The organism is Pantoea sp. Morm, assembly GCF_016643525.1.
In the GTDB taxonomy this organism is placed as follows: domain Bacteria; phylum Pseudomonadota; class Gammaproteobacteria; order Enterobacterales; family Enterobacteriaceae; genus Pantoea; species Pantoea dispersa.
Genome location: NZ_VOQX01000023.1, coordinates 1 through 19,232, shown reverse-complemented (window position 1 = coordinate 19,232; position 19,232 = coordinate 1). Strand labels below are relative to the sequence as shown.

The 19,232-nt window shown below is 57.7% G+C and carries 18 protein-coding genes; 12 read left to right on the top strand and 6 right to left on the bottom strand.

Annotation, left to right across the window (positions count from 1 at the left end; genetic code table 11):
- The first annotated feature begins 53 nt into the window (after positions 1–53).
- Genes FT726_RS10425 through FT726_RS10410 form a run of 4 tightly spaced genes read left to right on the top strand, consistent with a single transcriptional unit; the run spans position 54 to position 4,889 of the window.
- Entirely contained in the window at positions 54–1,373 is a 1,320-nt protein-coding gene (locus FT726_RS10425) for an MFS transporter (RefSeq protein WP_021509553.1), read from the top strand.
- Positions 1,374–1,383: 10 nt separating this feature from the next.
- A complete protein-coding gene (locus tag FT726_RS10420; protein WP_346302785.1) occupies positions 1,384–3,027 on the top strand; it encodes a GMC family oxidoreductase N-terminal domain-containing protein in 1,644 nt (547 codons plus the stop codon).
- A complete protein-coding gene (locus FT726_RS10415; RefSeq protein WP_346302784.1) occupies positions 3,020–4,099 on the top strand; it encodes a M24 family metallopeptidase in 1,080 nt (359 codons plus the stop codon). The genes FT726_RS10420 and FT726_RS10415 overlap by 8 nt, the downstream gene beginning before the upstream one ends.
- Before the next feature lie 10 nt (positions 4,100–4,109).
- A complete protein-coding gene (locus FT726_RS10410) occupies positions 4,110–4,889 on the top strand; it encodes an SDR family oxidoreductase (protein ID WP_215481387.1) in 780 nt (259 codons plus the stop codon).
- A gap of 14 nt (positions 4,890–4,903) precedes the next feature.
- On the opposite strand, the gene FT726_RS10405 is transcribed toward FT726_RS10410, so the two are convergent.
- Entirely contained in the window at positions 4,904–5,605 is a 702-nt protein-coding gene (locus tag FT726_RS10405) for a DUF1264 domain-containing protein (RefSeq protein ID WP_346302783.1), read from the bottom strand.
- Between the two features lie 272 nt (positions 5,606–5,877).
- Between FT726_RS10405 and gcvA the strand changes: the two genes are divergently transcribed.
- The 4 genes from gcvA to FT726_RS10385 all read left to right on the top strand — a co-directional run bounded on the left by gcvA (position 5,878) and on the right by FT726_RS10385 (position 9,015).
- Positions 5,878–6,783 (top strand): transcriptional regulator GcvA, encoded by a 906-nt coding sequence (gcvA, locus tag FT726_RS10400; protein ID WP_104187184.1) that lies wholly within the window; start codon positions 5,878–5,880, stop codon positions 6,781–6,783.
- A 75-nt stretch (positions 6,784–6,858) separates the two neighbouring features.
- The gene (locus FT726_RS10395; protein WP_104093550.1) at positions 6,859–7,686 is read left to right on the top strand and encodes a DMT family transporter; all 828 of its coding nucleotides are present in this window, start codon (positions 6,859–6,861) and stop codon (positions 7,684–7,686) included.
- Positions 7,687–7,705: 19 nt separating this feature from the next.
- Positions 7,706–8,596: an oxidoreductase gene (locus FT726_RS10390; RefSeq protein WP_288422368.1), complete on the top strand. Its 891-nt coding sequence runs from the start codon at positions 7,706–7,708 to the stop codon at positions 8,594–8,596.
- A gap of 173 nt (positions 8,597–8,769) precedes the next feature.
- Positions 8,770–9,015 carry a hypothetical protein gene (locus FT726_RS10385; protein ID WP_288422366.1) on the top strand — a complete coding sequence of 82 codons (246 nt, stop codon included), beginning with the start codon at positions 8,770–8,772 and terminating at the stop codon, positions 9,013–9,015.
- A 2-nt stretch (positions 9,016–9,017) separates the two neighbouring features.
- Here FT726_RS10385 and bdcA read toward each other — a convergent pair whose 3' ends face one another.
- Positions 9,018–9,731, bottom strand: a complete 714-nt coding sequence (gene bdcA, locus FT726_RS10380; protein ID WP_021509562.1) for an SDR family oxidoreductase — start codon at positions 9,729–9,731, stop codon at positions 9,018–9,020.
- An 88-nt stretch (positions 9,732–9,819) separates the two neighbouring features.
- Here bdcA and FT726_RS10375 point away from each other — a divergent pair, with 88 nt between their 5' ends.
- A complete protein-coding gene (locus FT726_RS10375; protein WP_346302782.1) occupies positions 9,820–10,395 on the top strand; it encodes a TetR/AcrR family transcriptional regulator in 576 nt (191 codons plus the stop codon).
- A 39-nt stretch (positions 10,396–10,434) separates the two neighbouring features.
- Here FT726_RS10375 and FT726_RS10370 read toward each other — a convergent pair whose 3' ends face one another.
- The 4 genes from FT726_RS10370 to FT726_RS10355 form a co-directional block, all read right to left on the bottom strand.
- On the bottom strand, positions 10,435–11,133 hold the full coding sequence (locus FT726_RS10370; protein WP_288422361.1) for a GntR family transcriptional regulator: 699 nt from the start codon (positions 11,131–11,133) through the stop codon (positions 10,435–10,437).
- Between the two features lie 126 nt (positions 11,134–11,259).
- Positions 11,260–12,453, bottom strand: a complete 1,194-nt coding sequence (locus tag FT726_RS10365) for an enolase C-terminal domain-like protein (protein ID WP_346302781.1) — start codon at positions 12,451–12,453, stop codon at positions 11,260–11,262.
- Between the two features lies 1 nt (position 12,454).
- Complete coding sequence (locus tag FT726_RS10360; RefSeq protein ID WP_021509566.1) at positions 12,455–13,774, bottom strand: MFS transporter; 1,320 nt, start codon at positions 13,772–13,774, stop codon at positions 12,455–12,457.
- A gap of 230 nt (positions 13,775–14,004) precedes the next feature.
- On the bottom strand, positions 14,005–14,898 hold the full coding sequence (locus tag FT726_RS10355) for a LysR family transcriptional regulator (RefSeq protein ID WP_288422358.1): 894 nt from the start codon (positions 14,896–14,898) through the stop codon (positions 14,005–14,007).
- Between the two features lie 120 nt (positions 14,899–15,018).
- Here FT726_RS10355 and FT726_RS10350 point away from each other — a divergent pair, with 120 nt between their 5' ends.
- From FT726_RS10350 to FT726_RS10340, 3 genes are all read left to right on the top strand, one after another.
- Positions 15,019–15,558, top strand: a complete 540-nt coding sequence (locus FT726_RS10350; protein WP_288422357.1) for a nuclear transport factor 2 family protein — start codon at positions 15,019–15,021, stop codon at positions 15,556–15,558.
- A 484-nt stretch (positions 15,559–16,042) separates the two neighbouring features.
- On the top strand, positions 16,043–17,476 hold the full coding sequence (proP, locus tag FT726_RS10345; RefSeq protein WP_031280122.1) for a glycine betaine/L-proline transporter ProP: 1,434 nt from the start codon (positions 16,043–16,045) through the stop codon (positions 17,474–17,476).
- A gap of 136 nt (positions 17,477–17,612) precedes the next feature.
- The gene (locus FT726_RS10340) at positions 17,613–18,896 is read left to right on the top strand and encodes an MFS transporter (RefSeq protein ID WP_288422355.1); all 1,284 of its coding nucleotides are present in this window, start codon (positions 17,613–17,615) and stop codon (positions 18,894–18,896) included.
- The last annotated feature ends 336 nt before the right edge of the window (positions 18,897–19,232 follow it).

The window sequence follows — 19,232 nt, the reverse complement described above, 5'->3', positions numbered from 1 at the left end:
CGGGCGAACGCTTTATCTGGCTGTGCTGACACCAACCCTACAGAGAAAACATAATGACAACATCACCTGCAACCCATCCGTGGCTGATCCGCCTCGGCATTCCGCCCGCGCTGGCCTGGGGCTATCTCGCGGTCCTGCTGTTTATGATTGGCGACGGCGTCGAGTCCAACTACCTCGCGCCCTATCTGCATGAAAACGGCTTCTCCCTGAATATCGCTGCCTGGGTAATCGCCTTTTACGGCGTCACCGTCACGCTGGGCTCATGGCTGGCCGGTTCGCTGTCAACGCTGATCGGCCCGCGTAAAGTGATGCTGGCGGGCGGCCTGATCTGGATTGTGTTTGAAGTGCTGTTCCTGGCCGTGGCGCTGCCGTCACACAGCGTACTGCTGCTGGCACTAACCTATGGCCTGCGCGGCGTGGCTTATCCGATGTTTGCCTACGCCTTTCTGGTGTGGATTCAGTCGGCGGCCCCGGCGGAGATGCGCGGCTCCGCCACCGGCTGGTTCTGGCTGGCATTTACCGGCGGGCTGCCGACGCTCGGTTCGCTGGTAGCGATCTTCTCTATCCGCCTGGTGGGCGAATACGCCACCTTCTGGCTGTCGCTGGGTCTGGTGGCGATCGGTCTGCTGGTGATGCTGCTGGCGCTGAAAGAGCGCAGCGGTTATCAGTCGCTGCTGGATGCCGAACATCGTCAGCAGGGCACGCTGCGCACGCTGATGGGCGGCATCGATATTCTGTGGCGTGAGCCGCGCATCGCTGCCGCGGCAGTGGTGCGCATCATCAACACCACGCCCTATTTCGGCTTCTTTATTTTTCTGCCGGGCTTTTTCACCGAACAGATTGGCTTTTCTCAGACCGAATACCTCAGCCTGATCACCATCATGGGACTGGTGGGTATGAGCTTTAATCCGATCGTCGGCAAGCTGAGCGACCGCATCGGCTGGCGCAAAGTGCTGACGGTGTTCGGCGGCCTGGGTTCCGGCGTCTCGATGCTGCTGATGTACTTTGTGCCGCAGTGGAGTCACGGCAGCTTTGTGCTCAGCGTGATCTGCGCCTGCCTGTACGGCATCACGCTGTGCGGCTACGTACCCGCCGCCGCGCTGTTCTCCTCGCTGTGCCAGCCGAAGGATAAAGGTAACGCCATGGCGATTTACTGCTTCGCCGCCGGCTTGTCCACTTTCTTTGGACCGGCGCTGTACGGCGCAATCAATGCGCTGCTCGGCACACTCGGGGTGGTTTGGGGCTACGCCTTCCTGTATCTGGTGAGTGCGTTTATCTCGTGGCGTTATCTGCTCAGTCCGCTCGATCCGGGCGAGCAGCACAACCCGGCGGCGCAGCGCCTGCGCCGGTTAGATTCCATCGCATCGGAGTAAACGGAGCGTTATGAAAGAGTACGATTACATTGTGGTGGGCGGCGGGAGCGCGGGCTGTATCGTTGCCGCGCGCCTGGTCAGCGAAGGAAATGCGCGCGTGCTGCTGCTGGAGGCCGGGCGCGACGAATACCATCCGGTGCTGAAAATGCCCGCCGGCTATATGAAGTTTCTCGCCAGCGACCGGTTTCTGACGATGCATCAAACCGAAGCGCAGCCGCAGCTCAACGGACGCGGCGTGATCGTGCCGCAGGCCAAAGTGCTGGGCGGCGGTTCGACTGTCAACGCCATGGTCTACATGCGCGGCCATAAACAGGATTACGCCGACTGGAACCAGGCGCTGGGCCATCAGGGCATCGACTGGTCGTGGGAGGCGCTGCTGCCGCACTTTACCGCCATTGAAGATAACGATCACCTCGGCGCACCCAATCACGGCGTTGGCGGCCCGATGAAAGTGTCGCATCTCGGCCACTTCAGTCCGCTGAGCCGCGCCTATGTCAAAACCCTGCAGGGGCTGGGTATTCCCTACACGCCGGATTTTAACAGCGGCAATCCGTCTGGCGTCGGCTTCATGCAGCACACCATTGACGGTCAGACACGACAGCGCTGCAGCGTGGTCGATGCGTTTATCAACCCGCTGCGCCATGACGCACGGCTGACGCTGGTCACCGGTGCGCAGGTGGAAGAGGTGCTGTTTGACGGCACCTGCGCCAGCGGCGTGCGCTATCGTCAGGATGGCCAGCCGCAACAGGCGCGCGCCAGCCGCGAAGTGATTCTGGCCGCCGGTGCCTACCAGACGCCAAAACTGCTGATGCTCTCCGGCATCGGTCCGCAGGAACAGCTGAAACAGCACGGTATTACCGTGCGCCATGCCTTGCCGGGCGTGGGTAAAAACCTGCAGGACCATTACGAAGTGCCGGTGGTTGCCAGCACGCGCGGTGCGTTTGGCTACTACGGCCAGGATCGCGGCTGGCCGATGGTCAAAGCCGGACTGCAATATCTGCTGTTCAAAAGCGGCCCGGTGACCACCACCGGCGTGGAAACCTGCGCCTTTTTCGATCCGCTCGATTTCACGGCGACGCCCACCATTCAGATGTTCTGCGTGCCAACGGTTTATCTCGATCGCGATGTAATGGGGGCCGATCCCGGTGACGGTGTCACAGTGAATTCTCTGCTGCTGCGCCCCAAAGCCACCGGTGAAGTCACGCTGCGCGATAACAACGCCAGCAGCCTGCCGGTGATCGATACGCAGATTTTCGGCCATCCGGACGATTTAGCCCGCACCCTCGCCGGCTTTCGCTTTGCGCGTCAGGTGCTGGCCGCCGCGCCCATCCGCGAGATGGTCGATGAAGAGATTTTCCCTGGTGCAGAAGTCACCAGTGATGAAGCGATTGGCGCCCACTGCCGGCGCATGGTAAAGACCGGCTATCACCCGGTCGGCACCTGCCGCATGGGCCACGATGACGATCCGCTGGCGGTGTTGCACGACGACCTGCGCGTGCGCGGCGTAAAGCGGCTGCGCGTGGTGGATGCCTCGATGATGCCGAATATTATCAGTGGCAACACCAATGCGGTGGTGATGGCCGTGGCGCATCGCGCTGCGGAGCTGGTTCTGCAGTCGCAGATTGTTGAGCACAAGGAGGCCGTGTATGAGTGACAAACTGGCGCGCCTGCAACAGGCGCTGGCGCACTGGCAGCTGGATGCGGTATTGCTGACGCGCCGCGATAACATCGCCTGGCTGACCGACGGGGCCAGCTATTATGTAGTGGATCGCGCCGAGACTGGCGTTGCCAGCCTGCTGATTGGCCGCGACAGCGTGCTGCTGCTGGCACCGGACAATGAGCTACCGCGCATTCTGGCCGAAGAGCCGCTGCCGTTCAGCTGTGCGACCCGGCACTATCCGTGGTACCAGTCGCTGAGCAGCGTGCTGCCGGCGGGCAATATCGGCAGCGATACGCCCATGGCAGGATTGAGCGATATCCAGCCGCAGATGATTACGCTGCGCCAGGGGCTGAGCGCAGCGGAACAGCAGCGCTTTCGCACGCTGGGACAGGAGACGGCGCAGGTTGTCGAAACGGTGGCGCGCCAGCTGCGCGCGGGCGTCAGCGAATGGCAGGTCGAAGCCGACATTGCCGCCGGCTGTCTGGCGCGCGGCATTCGCCCGATGTGCACGCTGGTGGCCGCCGATGAGCGCATCGCCGCATTTAAACATCCGGTGCCGACGCACAAAACGCTGCAGCGCATGATGCTGATCACCCTCGGTGCCGAACGGCACGGTTTGCATGTCAGCCTGACGCGCCTGGTGCATCTCGGCGAACCCGACGCGGCGCTGCGCCAGCGCATCGTGACGCTGGCGGAGATCCATGCCGATATGCTGTATGCCACCCAGGTGCAGCGCAGCTGGTCAGCGGTTTTTGCCGACATCACTCAGGCTTATCAACGCCACGGTCACGCTGAGGCGTGGCGCGATCATCATCAGGGCGGTCCGGCCGGTTACGGCTGCCGCGACTGGATTATCACCCCGGAGAGTCGCGGCGAGGTGCAGCCCGACATCGCCGTGGCGTGGAACCCGACGCTGAGCGGCGTGAAAAGCGAAGACACTTTTTTGCTCAGCCGCAGCGGGCTGGTGCCGCTCACGCGCAGCGACAGCTGGCCGCTGATTCGCCTGCAGCGCGGTGATAATACCCTTGAGCTGGCCGACTGGCTGATTCTCCCGACATCCTCATAAGGAAGCGACTATGTCCCCACGTTTAGCCAATAAAACCGCCATCATTACCGGTGCCGGTAGCGGCATCGGCAGCGCCATCGCCACCCTGTTTGCGCGCGAAGGCGCCCGCCTGGCGCTGTTTGATCGCGACGCACACAGCAGCGAAGCGCTGGCGGCGCAGCTACAGCAGCAGTCCGGCCAGCGCTGTCTGGCCTGCGCAGCCGATGTCACGCAGCCGCAGCAGGTTAGCCGCGCGGTACAGCAGGCACAGCAGGCGCTGGGGGATATTGATATCCTGATCAACTGCGCTGGCGTAAACGTTTTTCGCGATCCGCTGACGCTGGACGAGGATGACTGGCAGCGCTGCATGGACACCAATCTGAAAGGACCTTACAACCTGATACGCAGCGTCCTGCCGGCGATGCTGGCCCGTCAGTACGGCAACATCGTTAACGTTGCCTCGGTGCACGGGCACAAAATCATTCCCGGCGCGTTCCCTTATCCGGTGGCTAAACACGGGCTGATCGGCCTGACGCGTTCGCTGGGCGTGGAATACGCCGCGCAGGGCATCCGCGTAAACAGTATTTCGCCCGGTTTGATCATGACGCCAGCCGCTGAAGCCTGGCTGGCGAGCTGTCCGGATCCGCAGGCTGAGCGCGCGCGTCAGGCGGCGCTGCTGCCGTGTAAACGCATCGGCGAGCCGGATGAAGTGGCCTACACCGCGCTGTTTCTCGCCAGCGACGAGGCGCGCTTTATCAATGCCACCGATATCCTGATCGACGGCGGCCGCAGCCAGATGTATCACGAGTAGAGCGGAATCACCGGTTACGGATGCACACGCCGGCAATGATCGGCACCCGCCGCCACCGGATGGGCGGCGATATCAGCGCGGTCGGCGCGGATTGTCGCGGTATCGACGTCAAAGCGCTTGTCGCGGTCAGCCAGCAGCGCCGGATTAAGCTGACCGTCGGCGGTAAAGCCCATCATCAGCGTCGGCGCGCCCAGCGGCAGCGTTTTATCGCGGTCGGTATGCCAGGTGTGCCAGGTTTTTCCGTAGGTGTTGACGATTTTTCTCATCAGCGCGTGCTCCGCGGCCGGCGGCAGGCCGGGCGCAATCAGCGTACCGGATTTCACTTCATAGCGATGGCTGTGCCAGTACTGCTTTTCCTGCGCTGGCAGCTGCTTAAATAAACGTTCACTGATGATGTATTCCACGCCCATTAATTTGGCGTCTTTTTTGTTACCGTCATAAATAACCGCCTGCATCACATCGTCATTAAGAATGGTGACGTAGTGATGGGCCTCCATCTGCCCCTGCTGATTTCCGCAGTAATAATGAAAACCATCCAGATACGTATTGATCGCCTCAATCGGCGGCCGCGACTGCAACGCCGCCGCCCCGCTCTCCAGCAGCGCGGTTTTCCCCGCCTCAGGCGCACCAGGTGCCGTAACCGGCGAGGCGCTGTTATTCGCGCCACAGCCGGATAATAACAATAACGCCAGCGCGCTAAATACACGGTTTCGCATTTCATCACCCCATTCTTATATTGAGTGATAAACATAGTTAATCAGCGACAGGACGCGAGCGCAGCGGGAACCCTATCCGGCGGCGAATTAAAACCGCCACGCGGTAAATAACCAACCATTCAGCTGGCCGCCGATTCAGTGATGAATGTGTCGGCCACTGTCAGCAAAGTGACAGGCTGTGAGGCTAAACTGGAGGGTGGGTGAATAAGTTTCGTGAGCGAACAGACGATTCCGCTATCATGAGTGAACGCTCATAAAACAAGGCTGCACCGATGAGAGAGTTACCGCCTACCGCCATGCTGCGCGCGTTTGAAGTGGCAACGCGCCATCCGACCTTTACCGCCGCCGCGGAAGAGCTGTTTATCACCCAAAGCGCCGTCAGCCATCAGCTCAAAAACCTGGAAGAGATCTGGGGCGTACAGCTGTTTCAGCGCGGCAAAACGCTGAGTCTGACGCCGGCCGGTGCGGCGCTGGCACCGATCGTGCGCGAGTTTTTCAGTAATCTGGAAACCACCTTAGCCGACTTACGCGAGCAGAAAGGCCGCGTGCGGCTGCGCGTGAATACCACCTACTCGTTTGCGCTGAAGTGGCTGTTGCCGCGCCTGCCGGGCCTGACGCGCCAGCACCCGGAAATTCTGGTAACGCTGGAAAGTACCGATGATGCGATTACCTTCTCGCGCCAGGATTCTGACGTGGCGATCCGCTTTGGCCATGGCAATTATCCGGCGCTGCACAGCGAATTTATGTTTCGTGAACAGTTGTTTCCGGTCGCCAGCCCGGCGCTGCTGCAGCGCTTCGGCACACCGCAGGAACCGGCAGAGCTGCTGCGTTACCCGCTGCTGATGCGTGATGGCGCCGATCTGGTGCCAAAGTGGGAGATCTGGTTTAAACAGGTCGGCCTGACGCTGGATGCCTTACAGGAGAGCGTACGTTTTGCCGACACCAATATGACGCTGGAAGCCGCGCTGCTGGGGCAAGGCGTGGCGCTGGCGCGCAGCGGTCATGTTGAAAAAGAGCTGCGCGACGGCAGCCTGGTACGGCTGTTCAACGTCGCGTTTTCCTCGCCCGCCGCCTACTATTTCGTCTGTCCGCAGGGCATTGAAAGCCAGCCGCACATCGTTAATTTTCGACGCTGGCTGCTCGCAGAATCACGTCAGGCGCAGCAGGATTATCAGTGAAGTATGAGTATTTACTCATAGCGCAATGATAAATCTTCGCTTTTCAATCGATCTGCGGCTGCATAGCATCAGCCTATGCCTGATTACATTATTGTCTTAACGCTGTGCGCCGCACTGCTGCACGCCAGCTGGAACACCTTACTGCGCGGCGGATCCGATCGCCTGTGGTCAATGACCATTATGTGCGTGGCGATCGCGCTGGTGTGTGCGCTCAGTACGCTGTTTCTGCCGCTGCCGGCGCGCGCCAGCTGGAAATATGCGCTGCTTTCGGCGCTGCTGCACGTCGGCTATAACCTGTGCCTGGTGCGCAGCTACCAGAGCGGCGATCTCGGCCAGACCTATCCGATTGCGCGCGGATCGTCACCGCTGCTGGTGACCTGCGCCGCCGCGCTGTTTGCCGGCGAGCACATCGCCTTTACTACGCTGTGCGGCATTGTGCTGGTGTCCGCTGGCATTGTGTCGCTGGCGCTCCGCGGCGGCAAACTGGCGCTGCCGGGCCTGCGCTACACGCTGGCGACCGGTGCCTTTATCGCCGCGTACAGCGTGGTGGACGGCATGGGCGTGCGCGTTGCCGGCAATGCGTTTGCTTATACCGCGTGGATGTGCAGCTTGTGGGGCATATTAATGCCGGCGGTTTACATCGCGCTACGCGACAGCAAAAGCCTGCTGCAGTGGCGGCCGGGCGTGCTGAGCGCCGCGGCGGGTGGCCTGGTTTCGCTGCTGGCCTACGGCATCATCATTTACGCCATGACGGCAGCGCCGATGGGCGCGGTGTCGGCGCTGCGTGAAACCAGCGTGCTGTTTGCCGCCGTGCTGGGCGCGCTGTTTCTCGGTGAAGCATTAACGGTAAGGAAAATGCTGGCGTGTGCGGTGATTGCACTCGGCACGCTGATGATCGGTTAAGCGATGAGGAGATGGCAGCATGTCTGAACGTTGTAAAATCGCCCTGCTGGGCCCCGGTGCAATTGGCACCACCGTCGCGGCGGTGCTGCATGAAGCCGGGCGCACCCCGCTGCTGTGTGGCCGCACGGCCCATGCCCAGTTAACGCTACGCTACGATGCGGGCGAAATCAGCGTGCCCGGTCCGGTATTGCATGATGCCTCGCAGGTTACTCAACGCTGCGATTTGCTGTTCGTGGCGGTTAAAACCACCCAGGTCGCGGACAGCGCCGCGTGGCTGGCCACTCTGTGTGATGAAAAAACCGTGGTGTGCGCGCTGCAAAATGGCGTCGAGCAGCAGAGCCAGCTGGCGCCTTACGTCAACGGCGCCACGGTATTACCTTCGGTGGTGTGGTTTCCGGCGCAGCGCGAGCCGGATGCGTCAGTCTGGCTGCGCGCCCAGCCTCGCCTGACCTTGCCGGATGTGCCGCAGGCCGCGTGTGTAGTGGATGCGCTGCGCGATACGCGCTGTGAGGTGGCACTGGCCGCGGACTTTCTCTCTATCGCCTGGCGCAAGCTGTTACAAAATGCCGCCGCCGGTTTGATGGTGCTGGCCAACCGTCGCGCCGGCATGTTTAGCCGCGGTGATATTACGCAGCTGGGATTAGCCTATTTACAGGAGTGCCTGACGGTGGCACGCGCGGCCGGCGCGGTGCTGGACGACAGCGTGCCGCAGGAAATTATTGATGGCTTTCATCGCGCGCCGCCCGATCTGAGCACCTCGATCCTGGCCGATCGTCAGGCCAACCGCCCGCTGGAGTGGGATACCCGCAATGGTGTGGTACAGCGCTATGGCCGTCAGCATGCTATTGCTACGCCGATTAGCGATGTCGTGGTGCCGCTGCTGGCAGCGGGCAGCGAAGGGCCGGGCTGATAAAATAGGTTGCCTGACGCGCGGGGAGAAACAGCTATGCTGCGAATTGTTTATACAACGGCCAGGTTTTGATCGCGGCGCAATGTGTTGCGCGATAAATAGGATGCGATGTCTAGCTGATTTAAACCATCGCCTTCCCGGCATAATCACGATGACGGCAACGGGACGCGCTTATGACAGATTACGTTTTTTACCGCAAACAACAGGTTATCGCCACGCTGGAACGATCGGATGTGGAACGTGCCCGGCTGCTGATGGCGGACGGTTACAGCAAGCTGGATGAAGAAATTAATGCAGCCAGCGCGCAGGCGGCGCTGCAGCGGCTGGCTGATATTCGCCATGAAGAGCACATGACCGAACACGCTTTTGCCACCGGTTCGGTATTCAGCGCGGTGGTCAGCGCCCTGTTCAGACACTGACGTTATGCGCCAAACGCCCCATCAATGGTGTGCATGGCGCCGGTGACGAAACCGGCTTCGGGTCCTGCCAGCCACGCCACCATGCCAGCAACCTCTTCAGAACGGCCATGGCGTTTGATGGCCATGAAGCTGTGCATCAGATCCTTCATCGGACCATTTTCCGGATTGGCATCGGTATCAATCGGGCCCGGTTGCACCACGTTAATGGTGATGCCGCGCGGGCCGAAATCCCGCGCCAGGCCGCGCGCCAGCCCCTGTAAAGCGGATTTACTTAGCGCATAAGACGCCATACCGGGAATCGGCATACGGTCGCCATTGACCGAACCGATAATGATGATGCGGCCGCCGGCTGGCATCTGTCGGGCGGCTTCAACCGCAGCATGATACGGCGCGTGAATGTTAATGCGGAACAGGCGATCGACCGCGTCCGGATCCTGTTCCAGCGCATCGCCGAACAGGGCGATACCAGCATTAACCACCAGCACATCCAGCGGTCCACTGTCGCGCACGGTAGCAATCACCGCATCGCGCTCTGAGCTGTCGGTATGAACGGCAGCCGAACCGGTTTCGTGCGCCAGTTTTTCGGCGGCCTCAGGCGAACCGGAGAAGGTGAAGGTCACGCTGGCACCCTCATCAGCAAAGCGACGCACGATAGCCGCACCAATACCGCGACTGCCGCCCAGAACCAGAACCTGCTTATCTTTAAATACGCTCATTTGCATCTCCACGTGTGATTTCTTAGTATGCATTACAAAATGAGCCCGATTTAATGTCAATGTAATTTTGTAGCGAGAACTATAAAATATGAAATCACCTGGTCGTCCCCGTAACTTTGACCCCGAACACGCCGTAGCGGTTGCGCAGGGATTATTCCATGCCAAAGGTTATGACGCCGTCAGCGTCGCCGATGTCACTGACGCGCTGGGCATCAATCCACCGAGCTTTTACAGCGCGTTCGGTAATAAGGCCGGATTGTATGCCCGCGTTCTCGATCGCTACGCCACTACCGGCTCGATTCCCCTGGCTGAGATACTGCGCGACGACCGCCCGGTGGCCGAAGCCCTCGATGCATTACTGAAAGCGGCGGCGCTGCACTATGCCGGGGATGAGGTGTGTGCGGGTTGCCTGGTGCTGGAAGGGATTCGCTGTCAGGATCAGCAGGCGCGCGAGGCGGCCAGGGTGTTTCATCGCGCCGCTGAAGACACCATTCGGTGCTACATCGCCGTCCGCTATCCGCAGGAGGCACAGCGCCTGACCGATTTTGTCAGTACCGTGATGTCCGGACTTTCTGCCAGAGCGCGTCAGGGTCACAGCGTTGAGCAACTGCTGGCCAGCGCGGAGCTGGCGGGTCTGGCGGTGGTTGCAGCGCTTGAGGCGTGACCGCTTTTCAGCGATGTTCTGACTGCGAAGGGATGCCGGTTAACTGGCTGAGTCAGTGTCCGCCACCGACCGCTGGAACATGCGCATAATGCCGCCAAGATGCCAGTGCAGAAGTTCCAGCGCCTGTTCATCCTCGTAATTAGTTAACCCCGCCACGATCGCCTCATGATCGTTTTGCGAACCCTGAAACTCATCCGGCGTGCGCGTCAGGTGATTGAGAAAGGCACGAATGCGGTTGATGCTGGTTTTGTAAAAACCGACCAGCTCGCTGTTCTGGCTGGCTTCAATCAGTGCCATATGAAACGCCGCATCGGTTTCGCGGTAGGTCTCCGGCGCGTTTTGTAATGCATCGCGTCCACGCGCCAGCTGTTCGTTCAGGCGCGCGATCAGCGCCTGACGATCGTATTGCAGCGCCAGCTTTAATGCGCCTGATTCCAGAATCTGCCGCATCTCACAGGTTTCGCGCATCTCCCGCTCATTGAACGAAAACACAAAAGTGCCGCGCTGCGGGATAATTTGCACCAGACGCTCCATCTCCAGCTTTTGCAGCGCCGCTCTTACCGGCGTCCGGCTCACGTTAAGCTGGGTGGCAATGTCGTTCTCGGAAATTAATGCACCGGGTGCAATCTGGCAATTCACGATAAGGTCCCGAATATGATCGGCCAGAATGCTGCTCAATGACTGCGGGCGGAGGATGTTTTTCGATGACCAGTCAATGATGAGTTTATCGGCGGGCATAGCGTGGCGAGCGTCCTTTAAACAGCGAGCATTTAGGGGGTCAGAATGACGATGTGCACTGTGTTTTGTAGTATACAAGAGACAGATCCCCCAAACAATAACGGGCCTGTTTGAGGGAGCGTTGGGTTATGAGGTGAACAAGTATGTCTGCTGCTGGATATGCGCTGGATTAAGTGCCATGCCCATGCCGGGTCCCTGCGGTACCGGGATTAACCCGTTTTGTGGCACCAGCGGATCGCGCAGGAAGTACTGATGAATATCGTTCCATTTCACCAGATACTCCTGATAAGGCGTGTGGATCGGCGATTGCGTGGTGCTGAAATGGGCCGTTGCGATGCTGGAATGTCCGTGCGGGATCACCTGCAGATCGTACAGGGTGGCGATAGCGGCAATTTTTAACGTTTCTGAAAGCCCACCGCACCAGTAGATATCGGGCTGAATCACATCCAGCGCCCCGGATTCAAAGAAGCGCTTGAAACCCCAGCGCGTGTACTCATGTTCGCCTCCCGCCATCGGGATGGACAGTTTATCTTTGAGTCGTTGCATACTGCCGATTCTGTCAGCCATCACGCACTCTTCCAGCCAGCGCGGGCGATACGGCTCGATGCCCTTTGCCAGTTCGAGCAGATACGTCACATCCATCGACTGCCAGCAATCAAACATCAGATCGTAATCATCCCCCACGGCTTCGCGCAGCGTTTTTGCCAGTTCGATGTTTTTCTTCAGCCCTTCTCTGCCGCTCATCGGGCCGTGGCGGAAAAACCATTTTTGTCCGCGATATCCCAGCGCCTTATACTCCAGCGCCCGCTCGTGCACTCGTGCCATATCCTGCACCGCAAAGCCCAGCATCGATGCGTACGCCGGTATTTCTTCCTGTAGCGAACCGCCCAGCAGGCGAAACACCGGTTGCTGCATCCATTTGGCACGCAAATCCCACAAGGCACAATCCACCGCGCTGATCGCCACCATGCCATCGCCCTGACGCCCATGAATCTGCGCCCGGTACATCTGATCCCACAAACGCTCAGTGTCGCGCGGATCCTGACCCAGCAACAACGGCCGCAGTTGGCCATGAATGATTGATGCAACGGCATGCGGCACCGGTCCTGCCAGCCCGTCCACGCCCTCATCAGAAACGATCTCAAGAAACACGGTGGTAATGGCAAAACCGTCTTCCAGCTGAACGCCACCGTCATGATTATTCACGGTACGAAACTGCGCATAGACATCGGTGGGACGCGCGAGACGCTCCTCCCAGAAATCGCCCTCTCCCGGCATCACGCCTTTCACCTGAAGTAACCGGACATCAATAATCTTCATACTACTGCCCCTCACGTTGTTCATTGCTGGCCTGGTAAGCCGGTAAACGCTGACGACGGAAGATGATGCTCAGGGTAATGATCGAGAGCATCGCCATCGCCGCCAGCCAGTAAAATCCGCCGTTATAACTGCCGCTGCGGTCGCGTATCACGCCGATGACCCACGGATTCACCACACTGGCAATACTGCCCAGCGCATTGATCAGGGCGAGGCCGCCCGCCACCACGGACGCCGGGATAAACTGCGCGGGCAATCCCCAAAACACCGGCATCGCGCCGAAAAAGCCAAATGCCGAACAGCACAAAAACATCATTTTCACCAGCGAGTTATCGAACCACGCAACGCATAACAGCCCGACAAAGGAGAAGATCAGCGCCAGATAATTGGCCAGCAGACGCGACCCGGGACGATCGGCTATACGGCCCAGCACCAGCATGCCGGCCAGACCAAATACGTAAGGGATGATGGTGATGAATCCGGTCTGAACATGACTTAAGCCGGTTTCGCTGATGATCAGCGGCAGGAAGGTGCTCACCGCACCGTTGAGGTTCGCCAGTCCGTAATAGGTGAGGCTGAACAACAACACCAGCGGGCTGAACAGCGCTTTCAGCAGACCGCCGTGGCCGCGCGACGGCAGTTTTTGCCGCTCAGCAGCCAGTGTTGTCACCAGCCAGTGCTGCTCATCTGCGCTGAGGAAGCGGGCATCTTCCGGCCGATCGGGCAACGCAAAGGGGACGATCAATCCCAGCACAATCGCCGGAATGGCCTCCAGCAGAAACATCAGCTGCCAGCCGCGCAGCCCCAGCCATCCGTGCAGCTCTAACAACAGGCTGGAAACCGGTGTGCCGATAATCAGCGCAATCGGAATGCCGGTCATAAACGAGGCGATGATGCGTCCGCGCCACGCCACCGGAAACCACAGGGTGAGATAAAACACGATGCCGGGGAAGAAACCGGCTTCAGCGGCACCCAGCAGCGCGCGCATCACATAGAGGCTGTTTTCACTCCACACAAACATATGCGCACCGGAGATGATGCCCCAGGTCACCATAATGCGGGCGATCCACCAGCGCGCGCCCACCCTTTCCATCAGCAGATTGGAGGGCAGTTCGAGGATGGCGTAAGGCAGGAAAAACAGACCGGCGGCGAGGCCAAAACTGGCGGCGCTGATGCCGAGATCGGCATTCATGGTGAGGGCGGCCACGCCGATATTGGCGCGATCGATCACCGCAATCACGTAGCAGCCAATCAGGAGCGGAATCAGTCGCCACGACAGTTTACGGATCACCCGCTTTTCAATTTCAGTATCTGTACTTTGCATGGTCTTTCCCGATGTTGGTGTCATGGATAAAAAATGCTCTTGTATACAAGTTCTGTTGTATACATACGGTGACCACTCTTCAATGGGCTGAGTAAGGAAATGAGATATGAAACGTTTCAGCGAGAAGCCGCTGGTAAACGTTTATAGGAGGGTTGAGCCGGGCGAAGATGAACTAAAAACGTGGAGATTATTCGAAGTGAACAGAGTGCGCTGGCACACTCCGGGCAGGGTTATTTTATGCGCAGCCATTGTATAAACGCGCGCATAGCAGGTGACATGGCTTTACCCGCTATCCAGCAAAGTGAATAACCCGGGAATTCCATCTCCCAGGGTTGCAGAAGGCGACAAAGCTTGCCGGCGGCCAGCGATGCACTGACCCGTTCCGCCGTTAACTGGGCAATCCCTGCGCCAGCAATAGCGGCCTGCCGCTGCCTTTCGCGATCGTCTACCACCAGGTTTCCGTGCACGGGAATATCAAAAATTTTCCCCTCATTTAAAAACTGCCAGGGCTCTACCCTGTTACTTCCCGGCCAGCGCCAGCCGATGCAATTGTGATTGAGCAGATCTTCCGGGACTTCAACCGCACCATGCTTTGCCAGATATGCTGGCGCAGCGACCACAATCTGATGGAGCGGCTTGCCTAATGGAATAGCAACAAATCCCGGTTCCAGCACCTCGCCTAAGCGCAGTGATAAATCATAGCCGCCGCGGCTCAGATCGACCGGCGCATCGCTGGTTGTGATATCCAACTGCACGTTGGGATAATCAGTAAGAAACCCGGCAATATTGTGATCAATAAACATTTCAGCACCCGATCGAAAAGCATGAACGCGAATCAGCCCCTTAATATCCTGGCTTCTGGCGTGTGCCTGCTGCAGGGTCTCATGCAGGTTTTTCATAATGGGTGCAGTCTGAAGAAACAGGGACTTGCCATCATCGGTAAGATATACCGCCCGGGTGGTCCGGTTCAGCAAACGTTGCCCGAGTTGTGCTTCCAGCGCGGTGATTTGCTGACTGACGGCTGACGCGGATACCCCGAGTATTTCCGCAGCGGCTCTGAAATTCAGTTGCTGAGCAACCACGACAAAAGCCCGTAAAGCCAGATACTCCGCGCTGTTAATCATTATTGATGTCCTTTATTAATTGCCACTTAACACACCATTAAGATACAGGACCTTCACGCCTGTAAGTATCTCGTTATAATCACTCAAAACATAATTAATAAATAATATCAGGAGCACTTTATGCTGCAAGAAAACCTTGAATTAGCCCAGAGATTACAAATTATCGAAGACAAACTGGCTATTTATGAATTGATTGCGTCACATCCCCCCAGCGCAGATACTGCAATGGCGGAATATACATTATCGGTTTATCTGGAAAAGAGTGAATTCAATCGCGGCCCTCATCTTGATGGTGCGGAGGGTGCAGAGGCGATAGCCGCCTTTATTTTGCGGCCTGAGCATGAGGAAGCACTGGCTAGCGGATTAGCGCATTTTACCGGATTACCCTTGATTGATCTGCGCGGAGACAGCGCGGTAGTCACCTCTTATTTACAGTTAATTTATCTGGATGATAAAGGCGAATCACGCATGCTGGCCAATCACGGCAGCTCTCCTGGCTATCGCATTCACCGCGTTGTAGTGAATCGCTGGGAGTTAAAACGCATTGCGGGCCAATGGAAAATTCATCGCAGGACGTTGATTCCTGTGGACGGTAGCGGTTTATCACGCGCATTGCTTTCCCAGGGGCTGAAAGATATATTCAGCCGGCAATCAAGATAATTAACGCGACGAGACAGCCATTGAGCCAGACCACGATGTGCAGCTAAGTCATCAATGACAATCCGCTACGAGACTGGCGGCGCAGGTTGGTGTCCAGCATGGCAACAGTCTGGCTATTCCTTTCAGCCAAATCCTTAGATGATGTACTTGCCTGTAATGTAGGAAATTTATCAAAGTCGATATCCTTATCATGTAGCAATGCAGCATATTCCCCTATAAATCACCGCCTCACCATAGAATATCATGTGCAGAATACCATCAGCTTAAAGCATTAGCATAATGGGTTATTTCAGCCACTGCGCCTTTTGACAGTCTCATACTCTAACGCTACGCTTAATTGCAAGGATATATGTCGCAAACTTGCGTAAAGATAAAATATTTCCTAAGGTGACCGCCTTTCAGCCTCTTATAGCTTTCATTTCCCTTTGTGAAGTGCCGGCTGCGAAAGCTATAAGATCGCTCCAATTTTACTCATGGGGAGTTTATGAGCACCGGAACGATGACCAATAAACCTGATTTGACCGTTGACGATATTACCGTCATTGACAACAAATTATTGAAACGCGCCGTCAGCGCCGCAGCGCTGGGTAATACCATGGAGTGGTTTGATTTCGGCGTTTATAGTTACCTTGCCGTGATTATCGGCCAGGTATTTTTCCCGGACGCCAGTAATACCGCGCAGCTTATTGCGTCGTTTGGTACTTTTGCGGCCGCGTTTTTAGTGCGCCCGATTGGCGGCATGGTATTTGGTCCACTCGGCGATCGCTTTGGCCGGCAGAAAGTGCTGGCCTTTACCATGATTATGATGTCGATTGGTACCTTCTGTATTGGCCTGATTCCCAGCTATGCCAGTATCGGTATTGCCGCGCCGATCCTGCTGTTGCTGGCGCGTCTGGTGCAGGGCTTTTCCACCGGCGGTGAATATGGCGGTGCCGCCACCTTTATTGCGGAATACTCCACCGACAAACGCCGCGGCTTTATGGGCAGCTTCCTGGAGTTTGGTACGCTGGCCGGTTATCTGCTGGGCGCCAGCCTGGTGACAGGTATGATTGCGCTGCTGCCGCATCAGGCGATGATGGACTGGGGCTGGCGCATTCCGTTCTTCCTGGCCGCGCCGCTGGGGCTGTTTGGCCTGTATATCCGCCTGAAGCTGGAAGAGACCCCCGCGTTTAAAGAGCATATGGATAAGCGTGAAGAGGCCGAACATAACAAGCCGCAGCTCACGCTGTGGCAAATGCTGCGCACGCAGAGCAAGCCACTATTAAAGTGTATTGGTCTGGTGCTGCTGTTTAACGTGTCTAATTACATGCTGACCGCCTATATGCCAAGTTATTTAACCGGCATTCTGGGGCTGAGCGAAATATCCGGTCTGCTGCTGGTGATGGTGGTGATGTTTATCATGATGCCGCTGACCTTAATGTGGGGCCATTTTACCGACCGCATCGGCCGTAAACCGGTGATTGGTTTCGGCGCGCTGGGATTATTGGTGCTGGCGATTCCGGCATTCATGCTGATTGGTTCTGGCAACATGCTATGGGTATTTGCCGGTCTGGCTGTGCTGGGCTTACTGCATACCTGCTTTAGCGGCACCATGCCAGCAACATTACCGGCACTGTTTGTCACCGATATTCGTTACAGCGCACTGGCTATCGGCTTTAATTTGTCAGTCTCGCTGTTCGGTGGCACCACACCGTTAATTACCGCATGGCTGGTCGACACTACGCACAATACCATGATGCCGGCGTATTACATGATGGGTGCCGGCGTGATTGGTTTGTTAACGGTATTGACGCTGAGTGAGACAGCACGTAAGCCACTGAAAGGTTCATCCCCTGCGGTGGCGACTAAAGCCGAGGCGCATAAACTGATTGATAAACTGCGTAAACAGCGCAGCCGTAAAAAACAGCAGCCAGCATAATCCCCACTGATATTCACATCAGGTGCGCTCCATGCGCACCTTTTTTTGTGCCCTGCGTCAGACTTATAGCTCAGATAATCTCCCCGGGCTGCGGTAGACTGACCCTCTCTGACTGTTTTTTACTCATTAAGGGATAATGATGTCATCTGCAGTGGCTCCCGCCGTTAATCAAAAGCGCGTACTGATTGCCGGATCCGTCGGCAATTTTATCGAGTGGTATGAATTCGCCGTGTACGGTTTCATGGCCACGCTGATCGCTAAACATTTCTTCCAGCTCGAAGGAGAAAGCGCCCTCACCAGCCTGATTCTCACCTATGCGGCCTTTGCGGTGGCGTTCTTTTTTCGCCCGTTAGGGGCGGTACTGTTTGGCCGCCTGGGCGATCGTTATGGTCGTAAACCGGTGCTGATCGCGGTGCTGGTATTGATGACGCTGGCCACCGTCGCTATCGGTCTGGTCCCGGTTTATGCCAGCATTGGCGTGGCTGCGCCGCTGCTGATTACACTGCTACGCATTTTGCAGGGGCTGTTTGCCGGCGGAGAATACGGTGGCGCGGTCTCGCTGATGACCGAATCGGCGCCGCCCGGCAAGCGCGGATTTTATGGCGCATGGCAGTCGCTGACGGTGGCGCTCGGACTGCTGGCGGGCGCGGGAGTGGTGGCAGTACTGCCGCTGCTGCTGGGAGACGCCGCCATGAACGCCTGGGGCTGGCGCATTCCCTTCCTGCTGGCGCTGCCGCTCGGCGCAGTGGCGCTGTGGCTGCGTAGCGGACTCGACGAATCACCGCAGTTCAGCCAGACACCGGCGGCACCACAACAGCAGGCGTCGCTGGGTGTCACGCTGCGCGCTATCGGGCTGGGCATTGGGCGGTTAATGGTATGGTCGGCCGCCGGTTATACCTACCTGGTGATCATGCCCACCTATCTGCAGGCCGCGCTGCATACCGGCTTTAACCAGGCGCTGCTGATTGCGGTGATCTCTAACCTCGGCTTTGCCGCCACCATCCTGCCGGCCGGCATACTCAGCGATCGCTATGGCCGCCGCACATTAATGCTGCTGGCGACGTTTTTGCTGCTGGTGCTGGCTTTCCCGCTGCTGAAAGTGCTGCAGCATCCGGAGAGCGGTATGGCGATCAAGGCGCTGGTGGTATTTATCGCCGGTGCGCTGGTGGGCATGCTGGCCGGACCGGGACCGGCGATGCTGGCCGAGATGTTCCCGACCCGCGTACGTTACACCGGGCTGGGGCTGGCCTATTCGCTCTCCAACGCGCTGTTTTCCGGCTGCGCGGGTCTGATCATTACCGGCCTGATGAAGCAAACCGGCAACGCCGACATTCCCGCCTGGTATGTGATGGCCACCGCCGTAGTGAGTTTTGTCGCGCTGCTTTCGCTCAATAAGGACGATCACCGCAGACCCCTTTGAGAAAAAGCGTTTGTGCAGGTAAGCACCTGTCATTGGTCGCCATCAATGGCGACCCTACAGGGGCCGAAAGATTTTTTTACAGGAGTGATGAATACATAGGCATATATATGTCTAAAATAACATAGAAAATAAATCAAGACATGCCTGATATTTTATCCAGCTCAAAAACAGTGCCATTATAAATAACAAAACCCCGGCACATCAGTGTGCCGGGGATAACCAACACTACCAGTTAAATTTATTACTATCTTCCCACTCTTTGACTTCTTTCTCTGCTTGATCTTTACCGTAGCCGTAGCGCTCCTGAATGCGGCCGACTAATTGATCGCGTTTCCC